Consider the following 19,496-nt stretch of genomic DNA (forward strand, 5'->3'; position numbering starts at 1 on the left):
GGTCTATCGCGAACCCGCGCCCATGCCTTTCTTGCCCGAACCCCTGTTCCAGCACGGTCAGCCCGATCGCACCGCGATCCTGCTCGTCAACCTCGGCACACCCGACGGCACGTCGCCGCGCGAGGTCGGCCGCTACCTGCGTCAGTTCCTGTCCGACCCCCGCGTGGTGGAGATTCCGCGCGCCGTGTGGTGGTTCATCCTCAATGGGCTGATCGTGCCGCTGCGTTCGCGGGCGTCAGCGCATAAGTACGAAAGCATCTGGCTGCGCGAGGCCAACATGACGGGCTCGCCGCTGCTTGTCTACAGCGAGCGGCAGGCGCATGCGCTGCAGCAGTTGCTCAACGCGCAGGGTCACGATGTGGTGGTCGCCTGCGCGATGCGCTATGGCAATCCGTCGATCCCATCGGTCATGCAGGCGCTGCGCAAGCAGGGTGTCGAGCGCATGCTCGTGTTGCCGATGTATCCGCAGTATTCCGGCACCACCACTGCGACGGCCTTCGATGAGGTCTTCCGCGTGCTGGGTGAAATGCGCAATCAGCCCGAGTTGCGGCTGGTCAAGCATTTCCACGATGACCCCGCTTACATCAATGCGCTGCACCAGCAGGTGGGCGCGTATTGGGCGCAGCATGGCGCGCCTGACTTTGCGCATGGCGACAAACTGGTGCTGTCGTTCCATGGCGTGCCGCGACGAACGCTGGAGTTGGGTGACCCGTACCACTGCGAATGTCTCAAGACCGGCCGCCTGTTGGGCGAAGCGCTCGGCCTGCAGCCGGGTCAGTACCTGGTCACCTTCCAGTCGCGCTTTGGCCGCGCCGAATGGCTGCAGCCTTACACCGCGCCCACGCTGGAAGAGCTCGGCCGCGTTGGCACCAACCGCGTCGACGTGTTCTGCCCTGGCTTCCCGGCCGATTGCCTGGAGACGCTGGAAGAGATCGCCATGGAAGGGCAGTCCACGTTCCGTGTCGCCGGCGGCAAGGATTTCCATTACATCCCGTGCCTGAACGACAGCGAAGCGTGGATTGCCGGCATTGCCGACATTGCGCTGGCGCATCTGCAGGGCTGGCCGCTTACGCTTACGCACCCGCATGTGCTGGATGCCAGCCGCACCCGTGCGCAGAGCAAGGGGGCCGCCGCATGAAAGTGAGCACTGACGCGGCCGATCGCGTGCGCATCGACAAATGGCTATGGGCGGCGCGTTTCTTTAAGACACGGTCGCAGGCGACCGATGCGGTGGAGCGCGGTCGCGTGCAGATCAACGATCAGCCGGTTCGTCCCGCCAAGGATGTCAAGATCGGTGACCACGTGCGGGTTCACGCCCATGAACAGCAGTGGGAAGTCGAGGTATTGGCGCTGGCGGAAGTGCGCGGTCCAGCCTCCGTTGCACAAACGCTCTACGCCGAGACGGACACCAGTCGCTTAAAACGCGAAGAGAATGCCGACAAACGCCGGTTGTATCGGGAACCCGCCACACAAATTGCTGGCCGACCGACCAAGCGAGATCGACGGCGTATCGACAAACTCGGCGGAGAGTGAGGTACACCGTGCGAGTGTGTGCTAACTTAATACGCTCAAACCGCGCGGCATCTGCTGCATCTGTGCCGGCTTGATGATGTAGTGCTTGAAGAATGCCTTGCCGCTACCGTACTCCGTATAACGCGGTGTGACGGCCCCAGACAGGCAAATGAACGTTGTGGCTGCGGTCAGGGTCAACAGCAGGAGCACGGTCAGAACGGGCAGCTTGTTATGCATGGTACGAACCCTCAAAGAAGCTCGCGCCCCCCAGTTTTTTCTTGCATCATAGGCGGCCAATAAAGGCGTCGCAATTGCCATGCCATTGCAGTCTGATGAAAGTTGTAACCCCATATTTCGTGATGCACGGCGCACAGTTGCTGCGCATCCGGCGCCCTTGAAAAGCGCGCCAATTGCCCCATAACGGGGACAAATCGTTTGTAAAAATCCAGCGGATCGTCTTCGGGTACATCCCGTGCGTCGATCCTCTTTATCCAGCGCTATGAAACACACTTCGGACACCTCCTCGAACTCGGACATGCCAGCGGACACCCAAGCCACCCAGCCGAACCAGTCGGCGACGGGCCAGGCGGCCCACGCTTATTCGAGCCAGGCTCAGCGCGCGAGCGCCGACGCCCAGGCCGTCGCTGGTGACGAAGCCGCCGTGGCAGAAGCCGTGGCCGACATGGACGTCGCAGAACTGCGCCGCCAACTGGAAGCTGCTGAAGAAAAGGCGCGCCAGAATTATGAAAACTGGGCGCGCGCAACGGCCGAAGGTGAGAACATCCGCCGCCGTGGTCAGGAAGACGTGGCTAAGGCTCACAAGTTCGCCATCGAAGGCTTCGCCGAATACCTGCTGCCCGTGATGGACAGCCTGCAGGCCGCCTTGGCGGACACCTCGGGCGACGCCACCAAGCTGCGCGAGGGTGTTGAGCTGACGCTCAAGCAGCTGTACGCCGCATTCGAAAAGGGCCGCGTCACCGAGCTGAACCCGGTGGGCGAAAAGTTTGATCCGCATCGCCATCAAGCCATCTCGATGGTGCCGGCCGATCAGGAAGCCAATACCGTGGTCGCTGTTCTGCAGCGTGGCTACACGCTGGCCGACCGCGTGCTGCGCCCGGCCCTCGTGACGGTGGCGGCGCCCAAGTAAGCCCACGCCCCGTGATCCAGAACGCAACCACTTCGCAATACGCCAACGGCGCGATCCCGGTCGACAAGACCGCATTCGCGGCGTTTGGCATGCGCGAGGTGAACACCGAGACCTTCGACGCGGCCATTGCGGCGGCGGGCGATGCGCTCGTGTGCGTGTTCTTCTGGGGCGTCGATTGCTTCAACTGCGAGATGGCCAAGAAGGCCATGCTCGCGCAACCGGCTGCCCTGCGTGAGCTTGGGCTGAACTGGTTGCACGCGAACGTCTATGCGCACCCTCAGCTTGGCCAGCGCTTTGGCCTGCACGGTATTCCGGTGTTCATGTTTTTCCATCGTGGCAAGAAGCTCGGCCGGGCGACCGGCTGGCATGGCCACGCGCAATTTGCCGCCGCCGTTGCCAATGCGCGCAACAAGCTGGCCGGCAAGCCGCTCATCTGAGGCAGCGACCATCATGACGTCGATGCCGGTGGCTGCGGCCTTTCTTATCTCTTCGTCTTTCCGTGCTGTGCGCCCCAAGCGCGTGGCGCGCACTTCGCCGCGCGCCGCCCAGGCGATGAACGCGGCCATTGCCGCCGCCCGGCGGTTGTTCTAGTGCCTTTGCGGCACGTTGCCGCCGGGCTCTCCCTACTCCCCCAGAAGTTTCGGCTTCGTATCACCGCCGGCCGGCCCATGCGCCCGCTGGTGTTCTTGCCGCTGCGTTGCATTGGCCCGGAAGGCCATCGGCAGCGGCTTTGCCTCGTGTTGAACATAGACCTGTAGGAGATCGTCATGTCCAAAGCAGCCACCATCTACCTGACTGAGCTGGACCTCACCCGTCTGGAAAATGCCGCCACTCGCGCGGGCAACAACTCGCCGCTGGCCGATCTGGTCGACGACCTCATTGCTCGTGCCAACGTGGTGCCCGGCAACAAGATTCCCGCCGATGTGGTGACCATGAACTCGGTCGTGTGCGTGGTGGATGACGCCGGCGCCGAACAAGAGTGGACGCTCGTCTACCCGGAAGACGCCAACGTGACATCGGCCAAACTGTCGGTGCTCTCGCCGATGGGCGCGGCGCTGCTGGGTGCGCGTGCGGGCAAGTCGGTCAAATACTCGGCGCCCAATGGCGCACAGCGCTCCTTGCGCATCGATCGCGTTGCGTTCCAGCCCGAGGCCAGCGGCCAGCACACGCTCTAAGCCGGCGGCGTCCTATCGCGAGAGGCTGTACCCGACGCGCAACTGCGAGCCCAGTTTGTGGTTGTAGTCGAGCAGGCTCTCGCCGTAGCCGGTGAAATACTGGATGAACAGGTAGCCAGCCGTGCCGGTAAAGATCCGGCTCATCGGATACGTCAATTGCGCGTCGACGCTGCCGTAGGCCTTGCGGGTGCCTTTGCGCAGCGTGGCGGCCAATTCCCAGCCGTTGGGGGCACCATAGGACACGCGGAAATCCCCAAAACCCCGGTAGTGCGCGATATCGGTGTTGCCGGTGCGCGTGAGGTACGCGTACAGCTTCGGCTCGAACTTCCAGTGGTAATCGTTCAGGTCACCAAAGTGAAACGTCGGGCGTACAAACACGGTGTTGATGGCGCGCGAGGCGTCGCCGTCGCGGCCGTTCGACTCGTGCTCGATGCCGCCCGCGAACGATAGCCGCGTGAGGGCGCCGCCATGGATGCCCGTATCGGGCTGGTAATAGAACACGCTGGGCCGGTAGTTCGTATCGCGGAACGGCGCCGATTCCTTGCCCACATCCCACAGCGAGAACTGCGTATAACCGAAGTACACGTTATCCAGCAGCGCTGCCGATGCCGGGTTCTCTGGCTGAAAAATCCGAAACTTGAAGCTCAACTGGAACTTGGCGTTCAGGCCCCCATGCGCGCCCACTGCGGCGAACATGGGTTCGTGGAAAGTCAGGCGTGCGGTGTCTTCGGGCGGGCGGGATGCCTCGCCACTGCCAGCAACTGCCACGGGAGTGGGCGGGGTTGCAGTAGCAGCTGCACTGGCAGCGGGGGCGCTCGGGTTGGTGCCCAGCGCACCCCCGGGGCGGGTCGCTTCGGCGGCGGCGTTGCGGGCTGCGCCAGTGGGGGCGCCATCGGCCGCGATCTGCGGGGCGTCTGCGCCGCGCACGAGCGTCACCAGAACGGGTGCCGCATCGAGATCCGGCACATCGATCCGAACCGTGCCGCGCAGCACCTCGGGCAGCGTGCCGGTGTAGGCGACGGTGCGGACTTGGCCCGGCCGCAGGTGCAGGGTTTCGGCGGCGCCAGCATTGTGTCGATCGAGAATCACTTCCACGGGCCCCTGCAGGTCAGCGCTGGCCGTTACGCGTAACTTGGCCGGCACGGCATAGCTGCGCTGGGCGGCATCGCCCGAAATGACGAGGGTCAGTGTGAAGGGCTGGTTGGCGTTGACGCGGCGGGAAGGCTGGAGGAGGGCAACGGCGGCATCGGCGGGGGGCACGGCGCATGCGGCAAGCAGGGCAGCGCCAAGAATGGAACGGAGCGGGTGCAAAGGCATGGACACAAAAGCCGGGTTGGCGTCCGGCGAGTGGCAATGCGCCCAAGGGTAACACCCACACCTTTTTTGCCCGGTTTGCGGCTCTGGGCGTTCAAAACGCGCGTTTTTGCCAGGGAGCGCACGTTTTCGGGTGCTTTCCCAAGAAAAACCGGCCAAAATGCTCAACTTTTCAAAATTCGGCCTTGAAAAGCCGGGCGGCACTCCCACATCCGATCCAAGTTTGTATTCAGTGCAGTCCTGACACCAGATTCGAGGAGCAAGAACATGGGCAAAATCATCGGTATCGACCTTGGTACCACCAACAGCTGCGTCTCCATCATGGAGGGCAACACCCCCAAGGTGATCGAGAACGCCGAAGGCGCTCGCACCACCCCGTCGATCATCGCCTACATGGAAGACGGCGAGATCCTGGTCGGTGCCCCGGCCAAGCGCCAGGCGGTGACCAACCCGAAGAACACGCTGTACGCCGTCAAGCGCCTGATCGGTCGCAAGTTTGAAGAGAAGGAAGTCCAGAAGGACATCGGCCTGATGCCGTATTCCATCGTCAAGGCTGACAACGGCGACGCCTGGGTGGAAGTGCGCGGCCAGAAGCTGGCACCGCCGCAAATCTCGGCCGAAACCCTGCGCAAGATGAAGAAGACCGCCGAGGACTACCTGGGCGAGGAAGTGACCGAAGCCGTGATCACGGTGCCGGCCTACTTCAACGATTCGCAGCGCCAAGCCACCAAGGATGCCGGCCGCATCGCCGGTCTGGACGTCAAGCGCATCATCAATGAGCCGACCGCGGCTGCGCTGGCATTCGGCCTGGACAAGAACGAGAAGGGCGATCGCAAGATCGCCGTGTATGACTTGGGCGGCGGTACGTTCGACATCTCGATCATCGAGATTGCCGACGTGGACGGCGAGAAGCAGTTCGAAGTGCTGTCGACCAACGGCGATACGTTCCTGGGCGGCGAAGACTTCGACCAGCGCATCATCGATTACATCATCGGCGAGTTCAAGAAGGAGCAGGGCGTTGATCTGTCGAAGGACGTGCTCGCGCTGCAACGCCTGAAGGAAGCCGCTGAAAAGGCCAAGATCGAGCTGTCGAGCACGCAACAGACCGAAATCAACCTGCCGTACATCACGGCCGATGCCTCGGGCCCGAAGCACTTGAACCTGAAGATCACGCGCGCCAAGCTCGAAGCGCTGGTCGAAGACCTGATCGCCCGTACGATCGATCCGTGCCGCACCGCCATCAAGGATGCCGGCGTGAAGGTGTCGGACATCCACGATGTGATCCTGGTTGGCGGCATGACGCGTATGCCGAAGGTGCAGGAGAAGGTGAAGGAGTTCTTCGGCAAGGAAGCCCGCAAGGACGTGAACCCGGACGAGGCCGTTGCCGTGGGCGCCGCCATCCAGGGTCAGGTGCTGGGCGGTGATCGTACCGACGTGCTGCTGCTGGACGTGACGCCGCTGTCGCTGGGCATCGAAACGCTGGGTGGCGTGATGACCAAGATGATCGGCAAGAACACGACCATCCCGACCAAGTTCTCGCAGACCTTCTCGACCGCTGACGACAACCAGCCGGCCGTGACGATCAAGGTCTACCAGGGCGAGCGCGAGATGGCCTCCGGCAACAAGATGCTGGGCGAATTCAACCTCGAGGGCATTCCGCCGGCACCGCGCGGCACGCCGCAGATTGAAGTGTCGTTCGACATCGACGCCAACGGCATCCTGCACGTGGGCGCCAAGGACAAGGCGACCGGCAAGGAAAACAAGATCACGATCAAGGCAAGCTCCGGCCTGTCGGAAGCCGAGATCGAGCGCATGGTGAAGGACGCCGAGGCCAACGCCGAGGAAGACAAGAAGCTGCGCGAACTGGTCGACTCCCGTAACCAGGGTGAGGCGCTGGTGCACTCGACCAAGAAGGCACTGGGCGAGTACGGCGACAAGCTGGAAGCTGGCGAGAAGGACAAGATCGAAGCCGCGATCAAGGAACTTGAAGAGACCCTGAAGGGCACCGACAAGGCCGCGATCGACGCCAAGACCGAAGCGCTGGCAACCGCCTCGCAGAAGCTCGGCGAGAAGGTCTATGCCGACATGCAAGCCAAGGGCGAGGCCGGCGGTGCGGAACAAGCCGCTGCCGGTGCCCAGGCAGGCGCGCAAGCCGGACAAGGCGCACCGCACGACGATAACGTCGTCGACGCCGAGTTCAAGGAAGTGAACGACAAGAAGTAAGCCAGATCGTCCGCCAGGCGGACGTGAGGGTACGCCGGGCAGTGATCATCGGGTTGTGCGGGACGCACCTGATGTCACGCTCGGCTTTTTTGCTATTCGACACGCAGTAAAAACAGGCGACGACTGAAGCCACCATGGCAAAACGTGATTACTACGAAGTGCTCGGGGTGGGTAAGAACGCGAGCGACGACGAGATCAAGAAGGCGTATCGCAAGCTCGCGATGAAGTACCACCCGGACCGCAATCCGGACAGCAAGGAAGCGGAAGACAAGTTCAAGGAGGCCAAAGAGGCCTACGAGATGCTCTCCGACGCTGAGAAGAAGGCTGCCTACGACCAATACGGCCACGCGGGTGTCGACCCGAATATGGCGGGCGGCTTTGGCGCGGGCGGAGCAGGTTTTGGCGGCGGCTTTGCCGAGGCCTTTGGCGACATCTTTGGCGACATCTTCGGTCAGGCCCAGGGCCAGGGCGGGCGCCGCGGTGGCGGCCCACAGATGTATCGCGGCGCAGACCTGCGCTACAGCATGGAGATCACGCTGGAGCAGGCCGCGCACGGCTACGACACGCAGATCCGCGTGCCGCACTGGGACGAGTGCGACCACTGCCACGGCAAGGGCGCCGAGCCCGGCTCAAGCGTGGAGACGTGCCCGACCTGTCACGGTGCCGGTCAGGTGCGTGTGTCGCAGGGTTTCTTCACGATGCAGCAGACGTGTCCGAAGTGCCACGGCAGCGGCAAGTACATCCCCAAGCCGTGTACCAAGTGCCACGGCCAGGGCAAGCTGAAGAGCCAGAAGACGCTGGAAGTGAAGATTCCGGCCGGCATCGACGAAGGCATGCGCATCCGTTCGTCGGGCAACGGCGAGCCGGGCATCAACGGCGGCCCCCCGGGCGATCTGTATGTGGAAATCCACATCAAGCAGCACCCGGTGTTCGAGCGCGACGGCGATGATCTGCACTGCCAGATGCCGATTTCGTTTGCGACGGCAGCCATTGGCGGCGACATCGAAGTGCCGACGCTGGGTGGTCGCGCTTCGTTCACGGTGCCCGAAGGCACGCAGGCTGGAAAGACGTTCCGCCTGCGCGGCAAGGGCATCAAGGGCGTGCGCTCGGGCTATGCAGGCGATCTTTACGTGCACATCAACATCGAGACGCCGGTCAAGCTGACGGAGCACCAGAAGGATCTGCTCAAGCAGTTCGACAAGTCCGTGCACGAAGGCGGCTCGCGGCACAGCCCGCAAGAGCAGTCGTGGCTAGACAAGGTGAAGAACTTCTTCTCCTCGTAAGAAACCTCGCAAAGCTACTGCGCGGCCCGATCTTGGCACTGTGATGCTCGCCGTACCCATGTACGGCTGCGCTTCTCGCGCCAACCTCGGGTCGCTCGCTACGCTTTTCGAGGCTTCTCAAACACCACCTTTTCAATCAGGAACATCGTCATGCAGTTGCCGGAGGTCGGCGCGCCGTTCGCGCTGTTGGACGATGCCACCTCGGGCGGCGCGCCGTGCTCGCGCTGGTACACCGGTTATGCCGGCGAGTTCTTCCGGCCGGCCGGCGTGCTGGATGGGCTGGACGATGATCTTCGTGCCGCCTGGCGCCAGGGTTTGCATGCCCTGATCGTTGCGCCGTATGAGTTTGGTGGGCCGCTGGTCGGCCTGCCGGCTTCCACCGAAATCTCTTCCTCATTGCCTGGTCACGATGGCCGCCTGCGCGTGCTGCTGTTTCGCGCAATGGACGTGCTGTCGCCGGCAGAAGTCGATACGTTGTTCGACGCGTGGCCCGACGCAACGGGCGCAGCGGGCCTGTTCGACTGTGCCGCCAGCGCCGACCACGCCACCTACACCGACGCCATCGCGCGCATCCACGACTGGATTGCGGCGGGCGACACCTACGAAGTCAATTACACATACCGCCTGCGCATGACTGCGTTTGGTGCGCCGGCGGCGTTGTATCGGCGCCTGCGCGCGCGGCAGCCCGTGCCTTACGGCGCATTCATCGCGCTACCGGAGGGCGGTGCGATTCTGTCGTGTTCGCCGGAGCTGTTCTTCTCTCATCACGCGGGCCAGCTTGTTGCGCGGCCGATGAAGGGCACCGCGCCTGCCACTGGCAATGTCGAAATCGACGAAGCCCGTGCCACTGCACTGGCCGCCGACGAGAAGAACCGCGCCGAGAATCTGATGATCGTCGACCTGTTGCGTAACGATCTGGGCCGCCTCGCGCGTGCGGGTTCTGTGCGCGTGCCGACGCTGTTTGAGGTGACGCCGTTCGGCAGCGTGCTCCAGATGACGTCGACCGTGGAGGCCGAGATTCCGCCCGCCACCGGCCTTGCCGATTGCCTGCGTGCGCTGTTCCCGTGCGGCTCCATTACGGGGGCGCCCAAGCGGCGGACGATGGAGATCATCGAGACGCTGGAGCCAGAGCCGCGTGGCCTGTACACCGGCGCCATCGGCTGGATCGATGCGCCTGTCGATGATCGGGCGATGGGCGACGCCTGCTTCTCTGTGGCGATCCGCACGCTGGTGCTCGGCCCGCCTGGCGCTGATGGCCTGCGCAGCGGCGAACTTGGCATCGGCTCCGGCATCGTGCACGACAGCATCGCCGATGAGGAATACGCGGAGTGCCAACTGAAGGCGCGTTTCGTGACGGCGCTCGATCCAGGGCTGTCGTTGTTCGAGACGATGCGCGCGACGCGCGATGGTGTGGCGCTCCTGGATTGGCATCTGGCGCGGCTGGCGCGTTCTGCGGCCGCCTTCGGCTTCCCCTTCGATCGAACTGCGCTGGCGGATGACGTGGCGCGCATGTGCGCATCGCTGGAAGGTGAGGGCGCTTATCGCATGCGCCTGTTGCTGACGCCGAACGGTGCGGCCAACGTATCGGCCGTGCCCTTGTCGCCGCTGCATGCGAGCTGGGATGCGCCGGTACGCCTGCTCGTTGCCGCGCAACCGCGCGAGGTCACCCACAGTCTGCCGACGCACAAGACCACGTTGCGCGCAGGCTACGACGCTGCCTGGCAGGCGGCCGAACGCGAAGGTGCATTCGATACCGTGTTCTTCAACGCCGATGGCACGTTGGCCGAAGGCGGGCGCAGCACGTTGCTGGTCAAGCTCGATGGTGCGTGGTGGACGCCACCGTTGTCAGCGGGCGTCTTGCCGGGAGTGATGCGTGCCGTGCTGTTGAAAGACGCTTCACCGTGGCTCGATGGGCCGCTGCAGGAACGTTCGCTCACGCGCGCCGATGTTGCCCGCGCCGAGGCCATCGCCGTATGCAACGCCCTACGCGGCGTGGTGCCCGCGCATTTCGAGCCGCCCCTGGCCCTCGACGTGCTCTAGTTTCCAGCGGGCCACGCCGGGCAGGTTGATCAGTTCGCGGTCGTGGCAGACCATCAGCAGCGTGCGGCCTTCTGCTGCCAGTTCCCCTACAAGGGCAATGACTTGCTCGCGCGCAGCGCCGTCCAGGTTCGAAGTCGGCTCGTCGAGCAGCAGCACATCGGTGTGCAGCGCGCGAGCACGCGCCAAGGCAAGGCGCTGCGTTTCGCCGCCGGACAGGCGTTCGGGCGGCACGTCGACCACGTGCTGCAGACCCGCCCAGCGCAGCGCATCTTCGACACGCGCAGCCAGCTCCGCATGCGGCACGCGGTGTGCACCTGTGGTCAGGCCATAGGCGAGATTTGCGCGTACCGACGTACGGAACAGGTAGGGATGCTGGTGCACGTAGGTCAGCCGCTTGCGCAGTTCGGCCGGGTAAGGCGACAGCGCCTGCCGCCCTTGCCCCATATCGACGGTCGCTCCATTGGCGGATGCAAGCCCGGCCAGCATGCGCAGCAGCGTTGTCTTGCCGACACCGTTTGCGCCCGTGATGACAATCGCGTGTCCGGCCGACAGCGCCAGGCGCGGAATCTCGAACAGAACGCGCGCGCCGTGCTGGCAGCGCAAGCCTTCAAACACCATCGTGGGCTGCGACGGCGCGCTCACGCCGGCTCCCTGCGATAGTTGCCAGCCCCTTGCAGCCACGCCAGCACCAGGTTGACGAGCAAAGCCAGCACGATCAGCACGATGCCTAGCGCGATGCCCTGTGCGAATTCGCCCTTGCTGGTTTCCAGTGCAATCGCCGTCGTCATGGTGCGTGTGACGCCTTCAATGTTGCCGCCGACCATCAGCGCCGAGCCCACTTCGGCGATGACGCGCCCGAAGCCAGCCACCACCGCAGCCATCAGGCCGAAGCGCAATTCACGAAACACCGTCAATAGCAAACGGACGCGCCCGGCGCCCAGCACACGTGCGGTTTCCGCGAGACGCGGATCCGCGCGCTCAAGCGTCGCCAGCGCAAACGCCACGATCACCGGCAGGCCAAGAACCGCTTGCCCGAGGATCATCCCACCCTGCGTGAACAGCAGCCCGAAGCCGCCCAGCGGCCCCTGCCGCGAAAGCAGCAGATACAGCAACAGCCCGATCAGCACAGTCGGAAACGACAGCGATGCCTGCGCCAGCACCACCAGCGCACGGCGCCCCACAAAACGGTGCATGGCGATGAGGTAGGCGATGAGCAGCCCCGGCGGCGCCGCCAGCAGGAGGCCCGCAATCGCCACCTTCAACGACACCCAGACGATCAGCCACAACGCCGCATCGCCGCTGGCAAGCAGGGTGAAGGCGTCGACGGTGGCCGACCAGATTTCCATGCGGGTGCCGCTCAGGCGAAGGTGTGTTCCGGGCCGGGGAACGTGCCGTCCTTGACGGCTGCCACGTAGGCGGCAACGGCGCCGTCGATGGTGGTTTGTCCGTCCATGAAGTTACGTACGAACTTGGGGCGATGGCCGGGGAACACGCCCAGCATGTCGTGCATCACAAGCACTTGGCCCGAGCACTCCAGCCCGGCGCCGATGCCGATGGTGGGAATGGCCAGCAGGCGCGTGACTTCGCCGGCCAGCTCGGCCGGGATGGCTTCCATGACGACGAGCTGTGCGCCGGCGTCCTGCACGGCCAACGCATCGGCCTTCAGTTGCGCAGCCGCTTCATCGCCGCGACCCTGCACTTTGAAGCCGCCGAACGCATGCACCGATTGCGGCGTCAGGCCGATGTGCGCGCACACCGGAATGCTGCGTTCAACGAGGAACTTGATGGTCGGCGCCAGCCACACGCCGCCTTCGAGCTTGACCATCTGCGCGCCGGCCTGCATCACGCGCACAGCGCTGTGAAAAGCCTGTTCGGGCGTGCCATACGTGCCGAACGGCAGGTCCGACACGAGCAGCGCCTTGGTCGTCCCGCGCGACACGCATTCGGTGTGATAGACGATGTGATCGAGCGTGACCGGCAGCGTGGTCTTCTGGCCCTGCATCACGTTGCCGAGAGAATCGCCGACGAGCAGCACGTCGGTGCCGTTGCGATCCATCAGGGCGGCGAAGCTGGAGTCGTAGGCCGTCAACATGGCGATACGCTCGCCGGCAGCACGCATGGCCTGCAACGAAGTCACCGTGACGGCCTTGCGGTTCGATTCCTGGAGATAGCTCATGGGCTGAGACTCATTGGGGCATCGCGAGCGCCCACGCAGACCATGCGGTGCGTCGACTAGCGCGTTGCCAGCTTGATGAATTCCTTGGGCCCGCGCATCGCGTCGATGCGGGCGAGCAAGGTGCGGAAATCGTCGTCGTTGCCTGCGGGGTCGAAGGCAGCGGTGTCGACGATCATCGTCGGTGCGGCATCGTAATACAGAAACAGCTCACCGTATGCGGCGCAGATGCGTCCGAGGTACTCGGCATCGATGCCCGTTTCGTAAGGAACGGCGCGACGGGCGACGCGTGGCAGCAGGTCTTCCGCGCGTGCCTGCAGGCAGATCACGAGGTCGATGCGCTGTTGCGGCAGGGCCAGCGCATTGGCCATCGCGTCGTACAGCGCAAGTTCATCGGCCGGCAGCGTGAGTTGGGCGAACAGGCGGTCGCGCGGCAGGAAGCTGTCGGCGACGATGCGCTCACCGGCAAGCGTCGCCTTATGCCATGCCTTGAGGCGCTCGGCACGTTGCAGCAGGAAGCGCAACTGCACCGGTAGCGCATAGCGCGCGGGGTCTTCGTAGAAGCGGGCGATGAAGGCGTTTTCGGCGGGCGTTTCGAACAACGTCGACGCACGCAGATGGTCGGCCAGGCGCTGGGCCAGCGCGGTCTTGCCCACGCCAATGGGCCCTTCGACAACGATACGGCGCAGGTGATCCAGTGCCATCGGCGGGTGGTTGTGGGTGGTGCGGGTGATGAGATCAGGCGGCCGGCTGCTTGGCGCGCATGCATTGGCACATCGTGGTCTTTTCGATGCGCTGTTCGGCCACGCCGGGCAGTAGTGCAGCCACGGCGCCAATGCCCGGAATCACGAGGTCGGGCGCCAGTTCGTGCAAGGGCAGCAGGGTAAAGGCGCGTTGGCCCACGCGCGGGTGCGGCACCGTCAGCTCGGGTGAAGTGAGGACGTGGTCGCCGTAGAGCAGCAAGTCCAGGTCGAGCGTGCGCGGCGCGTTGTGAAACGGGCGCTCGCGGCCGAACTGGTCTTCAATGTGGTGACAGATGCGGAGCAGCTGGTCGGCGGTGAAATGCGTATCGATGCGCACCACGGCGTTGATGTAGTCATCGCCGCTGGACTCCACGGGCGCGCTGCGATACAGGCTCGATTTGCCGGTGACGGTGATGCCGACCTGCTGTGCGAGGCAGACCACGGCGTCTTTCACTGCCTGGCGTGCGTCGCCCAGGTTGGCGCCGATGCCGATGTACGCCACTGTCTTCACGTTTCCTCCGAACTTCCCGGATTGACGTCAACGACTGTATCCGATTTTGCCGGACCACGTCGGCGGCGACGCCGCTTGCCCGGGCTGGCCGGACCGGCATTTGCCGAGGGGCTCGGGGCGTGCTTGGCTTGGGCCATGAGGGCTTCGCGGGCTTCGCCGTCACCGTTCTGGAAGTCGGTCCACCAGTCGGCGAGTTCCTGTGGCAATTCGCCCGAGGCGCACCGCAGCGCGAGGAAGTCGTAGCCGGCGCGGAAGCGCGGCGACTCCAGCAGCCGATACGGCATGCGGCCCGACCGCTTCTCAAAGCGCGGCTGCATGCTCCAGATTTCCTTCATATCGGAGGTGAAGCGGCGCTGGATGGCGAGTTGCTCGGTCTGACGGTCGAGCACTTCGTCCATGGCGGTGTGCAGCGCGGGGATCAGCGGCTCGCCGGCAGCGCGGCGGCGGTTCCAGTGTTCGACCACGTGATGCCACAGCAGCGAGGCAAACAGGAAACCGGGCGAGACCGGTTTGCCGGCCTTGACGCGATCGTCGGTATTGTCGAGCGCGAGTTGCACGAAGCGCTGGCCCATCGGTTGCTCCAGCGCGACGTCCAGCAAAGGCAGCAGGCCGCGGTGCAGGCCCGCCTTGCGCAGTTCCTGCAGCGATGCCCAGGCGTGGCCCGACATCAGCAGCTTCAACATCTCGTCGAACAGGCGGGCGGCCGGCACGTTGTGGATCAACGGGCCCAGCTCCGCGATCGGCGCGCGCGTGTCGGCGTCGATGTCGAAGCCGGTCTTGGCCGCGAAGCGCACCACGCGCAGCATGCGCACCGGGTCTTCGCGGTAGCGGGTATGCGGATCGCCGATCATGCGCAGCGTGCGGGCGCGCATGTCTTCCATGCCGTGATGGTAGTCATGCACGGTTTCGTCGGCGGGGTCGTAGTACATCGCGTTGACGGTGAAGTCGCGGCGGGTGGCGTCTTCGGCCTGCGTGCCCCAGACGTTGTCGCGCAGGACGCGGCCGCTGGCGTCGACGGCATGCGTGTGGTGGTCCAGCTCGGTGCGCTTGACGCGCTTGCCGGCGGGGACCTGCTCGGCATCGACCGCGTCGACGAGCGCGCGGAAGGTCGAGACTTCGATGATTTCCTGATCGCGTCCGCCGTAGAACGTGACGTGCACGATCTGGAAACGACGTCCGATGATGCGCGAGCGGCGGAACAGCGCCTGTACCTGCTCGGGCGTGGCGTTGGTCGCCACATCAAAATCCTTCGGCTTGATGCCCAGCAGCAAGTCGCGCACTGCGCCGCCCACGATGAAGGCGCTATAGCCGGCTTCCTGCAGCGTGGACGTGACCTTGACTGCGTTGCGCGAGAGTAGCTTCGGATCGATACCGTGCTCGTCCACGCTCCACACACGCGCCTGACGCGGCACGCCGCCGCCGGACTTGGTGCGCGCCTTGGCCGTTTTAGGTGCCTTGGGTGTACGGACTTTCCTGGCTGCGGGCACTCCCGGTTCAGCCGGAGCGTGGGACGCTGCGGAGGTCTTGCCCAGCAGGCGATTGATGAGTTTCTTGATCACGCCGCGCCTTGCTTAGAAGAGATCCATGATGCGCCAGTTGCGCGCGGCTGCCAGATTGCGCAGCGTGTCGTCCGGATTGGTCGCGACGGGGTCGGTCACTTCCTCCAGCAGCGGCACGTCGTTGGCCGAATCGCTGTAGAACGTGCTGCGCTCGAAATCGCTCCAGCCGCGGCCCATGTTGGCCAGCCATTCGTGCACGCGCGCGACCTTGCCCTCGCGAAAGCTCGGTGTGCCGGCCACGTCGCCGGTGAAGGCGCTGTCTGGGCTGCCGTCGGCGGTGGCCGGTTCGGTGGCGATGAGGTGGTCGATGCCGAAGGCCTCGGCAATCGGGCGGGTGACGAAGCTGTTGGTGGCGGTCACCACGCAGCACAGGTCACCAGCGTCCAGGTGCTTGTAGACCAGCGCTTGCGCCTGCGGTGTGATCTTTGGACGGATCACGTCATGCATGAACTCGGCGTGCCACTGGGCGAGCGTGTCCCGCGGGTGGGCGGCGAGCGGTGCCAGGGCAAAGCGCAGAAACGCATGGATATCCAGCGTGCCGGCTTTGTAGTCGGCATAGAACTGATCGTTCTTGCGCTGGTACTCAGCTTCGTCCACCACGCCGCGGCGGATGAGGAAGCGTCCCCACTCGTGGTCGCTGTCGGTGGGGATGAGGGTGTGATCGAGGTCGAAGAGGGCCAGATTCATGGGGCGCGATTTTACCCGAACGTTACATCACCGGCCGCGCGAGCCCCGGGATTCACTTCATCAGCGCGAGCATGTCGCGCACGAGCGGCAGGGTGACGGCGCGCTTGCGGGCGAGCGAATAGGTGTCGAGGGCGTCCAGCAGGGCCATCAGGCTCGGCATGTCGCGATAGGAGTGCGTCACGAGCCACTGCGGCACATCGGCCGAGAGCTGCATGCCGCGTTCGCGGGCAGCCTGGCGCAGCGCTTCCACCTTGTCGGCGTCGGAGAGCGGGCGCAGCCAGTAGACCAGGCCCCAGCCCAGCCGGGTGCGCAGGTCTTCACGTAGCGGCATCGCCATCGGCGCGGCGGCCCCGGAGATGGCGATGGCGGCATGCGGATGCGCGCGCACTTCATTGACGAGGTTGAACACGGCGATCTGCGCCCATTCGTCCAGCCGCTCTGCGTCGTCGATGGTCCAGACGGTGATGGTCGGGTCGAATTCGAAGGCTTCGGGCGGGGCGTCGGGTTCCAGCGTGCGGACTTCGTAGCCGCCAGCCTCGGTCTGGGCGCAGATGGCCTGCAGCAGGTGGCTGCGGCCGCTGCCTTCTTCGCCCCAGAGGTAGACCAGGCGGTCGGTGGCGGTGCCGTCCACCACTTGCGGAATCAGGGCGCGCAGGCGCAGCACCGCCTCTTCGTTGCCGGTGGCGACGAAGTTGTCGAAGGTCGGAGCGGGTGTCGCACCGAGTTCGAGCGGGAGCTGTTCGGGTGTGGCCATGAAACGTGGAGTGGAGTCGCCGTACTTTTCAGTTGCCTTCAGTCGCCTTCAGTGGCTTTCAGTCCTGGTAGAGCCGGCTGCCCAGGTAAAGCTGCCGGATCTGCCGCAAACCGACCAGCAGCACAGCACTCATCGGTAGGGCGAGGAGGATACCGAAAAAACCGAACAATTGGCCAAAAGCCAGCAAGGCGAGGATGACCGCCAGCGGGTGCAGGCCAATGCGTTCGCCCACCAGGCGAGGCGTCAGGTAGAAGCTTTCCAGGAACTGGCCGATGCCATACACCACGGCCACCGCCAGCAAGCCGTAGAGGTTGCCGAACTGCAACAGCGCGGCAAGGATGGCCAGCGTGAGCCCCACGCCAAAGCCGATATACGGAATGAACACGGCCAGCCCTGTAAAGATGCCCACCGGCAGCGCCACGTCAAAGCCGGCCAGCGCCAGCCCCGCCGAGTAGTACACCGCCAGCACCAGCATCACGATGATCTGTCCGCGCAGGTATTGGGAGAGCAGGCCATCTGTTTCGGCGGCCAATTCGCGCGTTTTTGGCAGCCAGCGGCGCGGGACGGCGCTTTCGACACGGCGCATGAGCATGTTCCAGTCCATCAACAGGTAGAACATCACGATCGGCACCAGGAAGAAGATGCCCAGCACCTGGAGGGCCGCCGAACCCGACACGCGCAGATAGGTCAGCACCCGGGCCACCACGTCGTCCGGGCTTGCGGCGAGCTGTTCCGTAAGCAGGGCGCGCAGGCCCGGAAAATCGAAGCTGACATGCAGGCCCAATTCGTCCAGCTTGGGCGACAGAAATGCGTTGAGCTTGGCAAGCATCCCGGGCAATTGATCGCGGATGGCCGGAATCTCCCGCTGCAGCACCGCCAGGATCAGCAGCATCAGCGCCACGCCCACCACCGACAGCACCACGATCATCAGAAACACGCCCAGCACGCGTGGTACGCGATGGCGCTGCAGCCATTCCACGCCCGGGTGCAGGATGTACGACAGGATGAACGCGAAGACGAAGGGCGTGAGCGTCGGCGCCAGCGCCTTGAGCACGGCCAGGAAGACAAGCGCCACGGCGATCCAGGCGAGCGTGCGCTTGGTTTCCTGCGACAGCACGGGGGCGTTCATGGGGGCGACGGTTCCGATGGCGGGGTGGAGGAGTCGGAAAAGCGGCCATCGGGACGGCCGCATCCGGTAAAATCGCGATTTTACTGGACCGGCGGGTCCGATTTTTGTGACTTCCCGCCGCCGTCTCGCTTTCTTTCCCGGTTTTTTCAATTCAGACGACTGTATGAGCGCTTCCGAAACCCCATCCGCATCGACCGGCCTGTCTTACCGCGACGCGGGCGTCGACATCGAGGCGGGTGACGCCCTTGTCGATCGCATCAAGCCGTTTGCCAAGCGCACCATGCGCGAAGGCGTGCTGGGCGGCATCGGCGGCTTCGGCGCGCTGTTCGAGCTGTCCAAGAAGTATCAGGAGCCCGTGCTGGTGTCCGGCACGGACGGCGTGGGCACCAAGCTCAAGCTGGCCTTTGCGCTGAACCGTCACGACACGGTTGGCCAGGATCTGGTCGCCATGAGCGTGAACGACATCCTGGTGCAGGGCGCCGAGCCGCTGTTCTTCCTGGATTACTTCGCCTGCGGCAAGCTCGACGTCGACACCGCTGCCACCGTGGTCAAGGGCATCGCCCAGGGTTGCGAGCTGGCCGGCTGCGCGCTGATCGGCGGCGAAACCGCTGAAATGCCGAGCATGTACCCGGACGGCGAATACGACCTGGCCGGCTTTGCCGTCGGCGCGGTCGAAAAGCGCAAGATCATCGACGGCACGACCATTGCCGAGGGCGACGTGGTGCTGGGCCTGGCTTCGTCGGGTGCGCATTCGAACGGTTACTCGCTGGTGCGCAAGATCATCGAGGTGTCGCGCCCGGACCTGAACGCCGATTTCCACGGCCAGCGCCTGCAGGACGCCATCATGGCGCCGACGCGCATCTATGTGAAGCCGCTGCTGGCGTTGATGGAGAAGCTGACCGTCAAGGGCATGGCGCACATCACCGGTGGCGGTTTGACCGAAAACGTGCCGCGCGTGCTGCAAGACAACCTGACCGCCGTGCTGCACAAGGACGCCTGGACGCTGCCGCCGCTGTTCCAGTGGCTGCAGAAGGCCGGCAACGTGGCCGATGACGAAATGCACCGCGTGTTCAACTGTGGCATCGGCATGGTGGTGATCGTGTCGGCAGCCGATGCACCGGCCGCCATCGCGCACCTGAAGGACGCGGGCGAGACGGTCTACCAGATCGGCGAAATCCGCGCCCGCCAGGCCGGCGAAGCGCAGACGCTCGTGGTCTGACGCGAAGTTCGCACCAACAAAAAAACC

Annotated in this window: 21 protein-coding genes; 10 read left to right on the forward strand and 11 right to left on the reverse strand. The window is 64.6% G+C overall.

All coding sequences use genetic code 11. The features are described 5' to 3' along the window. Positions 1-22 precede the first annotated feature (22 nt). Both hemH and ACU8YE_RS17215 read left to right on the forward strand, forming a co-directional pair. A complete protein-coding gene (gene hemH / locus ACU8YE_RS17210) occupies positions 23-1,138 on the forward strand; it encodes a ferrochelatase (protein WP_446929240.1) in 1,116 nt (371 codons plus the stop codon). Beyond that, entirely contained in the window at positions 1,135-1,533 is a 399-nt protein-coding gene (locus ACU8YE_RS17215) for an RNA-binding S4 domain-containing protein (protein ID WP_232040924.1), read from the forward strand. Before hemH ends, ACU8YE_RS17215 begins: the two co-directional genes overlap by 4 nt. A 21-nt stretch (positions 1,534-1,554) precedes the next feature. On the opposite strand, the gene ACU8YE_RS17220 is transcribed toward ACU8YE_RS17215, so the two are convergent. Continuing rightward, positions 1,555-1,749, reverse strand: coding sequence for a hypothetical protein (locus ACU8YE_RS17220; protein WP_045202657.1), 195 nt, complete (start codon positions 1,747-1,749; stop codon positions 1,555-1,557). A 262-nt stretch (positions 1,750-2,011) separates the two neighbouring features. Between ACU8YE_RS17220 and grpE the strand changes: the two genes are divergently transcribed. From grpE to rnk, 4 genes are all read left to right on the forward strand, one after another. Beyond that, positions 2,012-2,659: a nucleotide exchange factor GrpE gene (gene grpE / locus ACU8YE_RS17225; protein ID WP_232040922.1), complete on the forward strand. Its 648-nt coding sequence runs from the start codon at positions 2,012-2,014 to the stop codon at positions 2,657-2,659. Between the two features lie 11 nt (positions 2,660-2,670). Next, positions 2,671-3,096: a thioredoxin family protein gene (locus tag ACU8YE_RS17230; RefSeq protein ID WP_446929241.1), complete on the forward strand. Its 426-nt coding sequence runs from the start codon at positions 2,671-2,673 to the stop codon at positions 3,094-3,096. Between the two features lie 13 nt (positions 3,097-3,109). After that, complete coding sequence (locus ACU8YE_RS17235; protein WP_232040920.1) at positions 3,110-3,250, forward strand: hypothetical protein; 141 nt, start codon at positions 3,110-3,112, stop codon at positions 3,248-3,250. A 176-nt stretch (positions 3,251-3,426) separates the two neighbouring features. Continuing rightward, positions 3,427-3,834, forward strand: a complete 408-nt coding sequence (gene rnk / locus ACU8YE_RS17240) for a nucleoside diphosphate kinase regulator (protein WP_232040919.1) — start codon at positions 3,427-3,429, stop codon at positions 3,832-3,834. A 12-nt stretch (positions 3,835-3,846) separates the two neighbouring features. Here rnk and ACU8YE_RS17245 read toward each other — a convergent pair whose 3' ends face one another. Then, entirely contained in the window at positions 3,847-5,151 is a 1,305-nt protein-coding gene (locus ACU8YE_RS17245; protein WP_446929242.1) for a phospholipase A, read from the reverse strand. A gap of 264 nt (positions 5,152-5,415) precedes the next feature. On the opposite strand from ACU8YE_RS17245, the gene dnaK reads away from it, so the two are divergent. The 3 genes from dnaK to ACU8YE_RS17260 all read left to right on the forward strand — a co-directional run bounded on the left by dnaK (position 5,416) and on the right by ACU8YE_RS17260 (position 10,694). Then, complete coding sequence (gene dnaK / locus ACU8YE_RS17250) at positions 5,416-7,371, forward strand: molecular chaperone DnaK (protein WP_260802110.1); 1,956 nt, start codon at positions 5,416-5,418, stop codon at positions 7,369-7,371. Positions 7,372-7,505: 134 nt separating this feature from the next. Then, positions 7,506-8,654, forward strand: a complete 1,149-nt coding sequence (gene dnaJ / locus ACU8YE_RS17255; RefSeq protein WP_232040916.1) for a molecular chaperone DnaJ — start codon at positions 7,506-7,508, stop codon at positions 8,652-8,654. A gap of 150 nt (positions 8,655-8,804) precedes the next feature. After that, positions 8,805-10,694, forward strand: a complete 1,890-nt coding sequence (locus ACU8YE_RS17260) for a chorismate-binding protein (RefSeq protein ID WP_446929243.1) — start codon at positions 8,805-8,807, stop codon at positions 10,692-10,694. Here the strand turns inward: ACU8YE_RS17260 and ACU8YE_RS17265 are convergent. Genes ACU8YE_RS17265 through ACU8YE_RS17305 form a run of 9 tightly spaced genes read right to left on the reverse strand, consistent with a single transcriptional unit; the run spans position 10,638 to position 18,250 of the window. Further along, complete coding sequence (locus ACU8YE_RS17265) at positions 10,638-11,312, reverse strand: ABC transporter ATP-binding protein (protein ID WP_446929269.1); 675 nt, start codon at positions 11,310-11,312, stop codon at positions 10,638-10,640. The two genes, ACU8YE_RS17260 and ACU8YE_RS17265, sit on opposite strands and share 57 nt — an antisense overlap. Positions 11,313-11,332: 20 nt before the next feature. Beyond that, entirely contained in the window at positions 11,333-12,040 is a 708-nt protein-coding gene (locus tag ACU8YE_RS17270; RefSeq protein WP_446929244.1) for an ABC transporter permease, read from the reverse strand. Between the two features lie 11 nt (positions 12,041-12,051). Then, a complete protein-coding gene (gene panB, locus ACU8YE_RS17275; RefSeq protein ID WP_232040912.1) occupies positions 12,052-12,870 on the reverse strand; it encodes a 3-methyl-2-oxobutanoate hydroxymethyltransferase in 819 nt (272 codons plus the stop codon). 56 nt (positions 12,871-12,926) lie between these two features. After that, a complete protein-coding gene (locus tag ACU8YE_RS17280) occupies positions 12,927-13,571 on the reverse strand; it encodes a deoxynucleoside kinase (RefSeq protein WP_045202860.1) in 645 nt (214 codons plus the stop codon). 34 nt (positions 13,572-13,605) lie between these two features. After that, complete coding sequence (folK, locus tag ACU8YE_RS17285) at positions 13,606-14,121, reverse strand: 2-amino-4-hydroxy-6-hydroxymethyldihydropteridine diphosphokinase (RefSeq protein ID WP_260802106.1); 516 nt, start codon at positions 14,119-14,121, stop codon at positions 13,606-13,608. Next, positions 14,118-15,680 carry a polynucleotide adenylyltransferase PcnB gene (gene pcnB / locus ACU8YE_RS17290; RefSeq protein ID WP_446929245.1) on the reverse strand — a complete coding sequence of 521 codons (1,563 nt, stop codon included), beginning with the start codon at positions 15,678-15,680 and terminating at the stop codon, positions 14,118-14,120. The genes folK and pcnB overlap by 4 nt, the downstream gene beginning before the upstream one ends. Before the next feature lie 12 nt (positions 15,681-15,692). After that, a complete protein-coding gene (locus ACU8YE_RS17295; protein WP_232040909.1) occupies positions 15,693-16,367 on the reverse strand; it encodes a histidinol-phosphatase in 675 nt (224 codons plus the stop codon). Between the two features lie 52 nt (positions 16,368-16,419). Further along, complete coding sequence (gene hda, locus ACU8YE_RS17300) at positions 16,420-17,121, reverse strand: DnaA regulatory inactivator Hda (RefSeq protein WP_004631704.1); 702 nt, start codon at positions 17,119-17,121, stop codon at positions 16,420-16,422. A gap of 58 nt (positions 17,122-17,179) precedes the next feature. Beyond that, positions 17,180-18,250: an AI-2E family transporter gene (locus tag ACU8YE_RS17305; protein ID WP_232040908.1), complete on the reverse strand. Its 1,071-nt coding sequence runs from the start codon at positions 18,248-18,250 to the stop codon at positions 17,180-17,182. 163 nt (positions 18,251-18,413) lie between these two features. On the opposite strand from ACU8YE_RS17305, the gene purM reads away from it, so the two are divergent. Next, a complete protein-coding gene (purM, locus tag ACU8YE_RS17310; protein ID WP_260802103.1) occupies positions 18,414-19,469 on the forward strand; it encodes a phosphoribosylformylglycinamidine cyclo-ligase in 1,056 nt (351 codons plus the stop codon). Positions 19,470-19,496 lie beyond the last annotated feature (27 nt).

The sequence above is a fragment of the Ralstonia sp. VS2407 genome (assembly GCF_052950655.1).

What these genes read in the sequence shown, in the direction of transcription:
- ACU8YE_RS17215 (WP_232040924.1), top strand. Translation starts at nt 1,135, where the DNA reads ATGAAAGTGAGCACTGACGCGGCCGATCGCGTGCGCATCGACAAATGG.
- ACU8YE_RS17245 (WP_446929242.1), bottom strand. Translation starts at nt 5,151, where the DNA reads ATGCCTTTGCACCCGCTCCGTTCCATTCTTGGCGCTGCCCTGCTTGCC.
- dnaJ (WP_232040916.1), top strand. Translation starts at nt 7,506, where the DNA reads ATGGCAAAACGTGATTACTACGAAGTGCTCGGGGTGGGTAAGAACGCG.
- ACU8YE_RS17235 (WP_232040920.1), top strand. Translation starts at nt 3,110, where the DNA reads ATGACGTCGATGCCGGTGGCTGCGGCCTTTCTTATCTCTTCGTCTTTC.
- ACU8YE_RS17260 (WP_446929243.1), top strand. Translation starts at nt 8,805, where the DNA reads ATGCAGTTGCCGGAGGTCGGCGCGCCGTTCGCGCTGTTGGACGATGCC.
- ACU8YE_RS17295 (WP_232040909.1), bottom strand. Translation starts at nt 16,367, where the DNA reads ATGAATCTGGCCCTCTTCGACCTCGATCACACCCTCATCCCCACCGAC.
- ACU8YE_RS17305 (WP_232040908.1), bottom strand. Translation starts at nt 18,250, where the DNA reads ATGAACGCCCCCGTGCTGTCGCAGGAAACCAAGCGCACGCTCGCCTGG.
- hemH (WP_446929240.1), top strand. Translation starts at nt 23, where the DNA reads ATGCCTTTCTTGCCCGAACCCCTGTTCCAGCACGGTCAGCCCGATCGC.
- ACU8YE_RS17265 (WP_446929269.1), bottom strand. Translation starts at nt 11,312, where the DNA reads ATGGTGTTTGAAGGCTTGCGCTGCCAGCACGGCGCGCGCGTTCTGTTC.
- purM (WP_260802103.1), top strand. Translation starts at nt 18,414, where the DNA reads ATGAGCGCTTCCGAAACCCCATCCGCATCGACCGGCCTGTCTTACCGC.
- grpE (WP_232040922.1), top strand. Translation starts at nt 2,012, where the DNA reads ATGAAACACACTTCGGACACCTCCTCGAACTCGGACATGCCAGCGGAC.
- ACU8YE_RS17270 (WP_446929244.1), bottom strand. Translation starts at nt 12,040, where the DNA reads ATGGAAATCTGGTCGGCCACCGTCGACGCCTTCACCCTGCTTGCCAGC.
- hda (WP_004631704.1), bottom strand. Translation starts at nt 17,121, where the DNA reads ATGGCCACACCCGAACAGCTCCCGCTCGAACTCGGTGCGACACCCGCT.
- dnaK (WP_260802110.1), top strand. Translation starts at nt 5,416, where the DNA reads ATGGGCAAAATCATCGGTATCGACCTTGGTACCACCAACAGCTGCGTC.
- rnk (WP_232040919.1), top strand. Translation starts at nt 3,427, where the DNA reads ATGTCCAAAGCAGCCACCATCTACCTGACTGAGCTGGACCTCACCCGT.
- panB (WP_232040912.1), bottom strand. Translation starts at nt 12,870, where the DNA reads ATGAGCTATCTCCAGGAATCGAACCGCAAGGCCGTCACGGTGACTTCG.
- ACU8YE_RS17280 (WP_045202860.1), bottom strand. Translation starts at nt 13,571, where the DNA reads ATGGCACTGGATCACCTGCGCCGTATCGTTGTCGAAGGGCCCATTGGC.
- ACU8YE_RS17220 (WP_045202657.1), bottom strand. Translation starts at nt 1,749, where the DNA reads ATGCATAACAAGCTGCCCGTTCTGACCGTGCTCCTGCTGTTGACCCTG.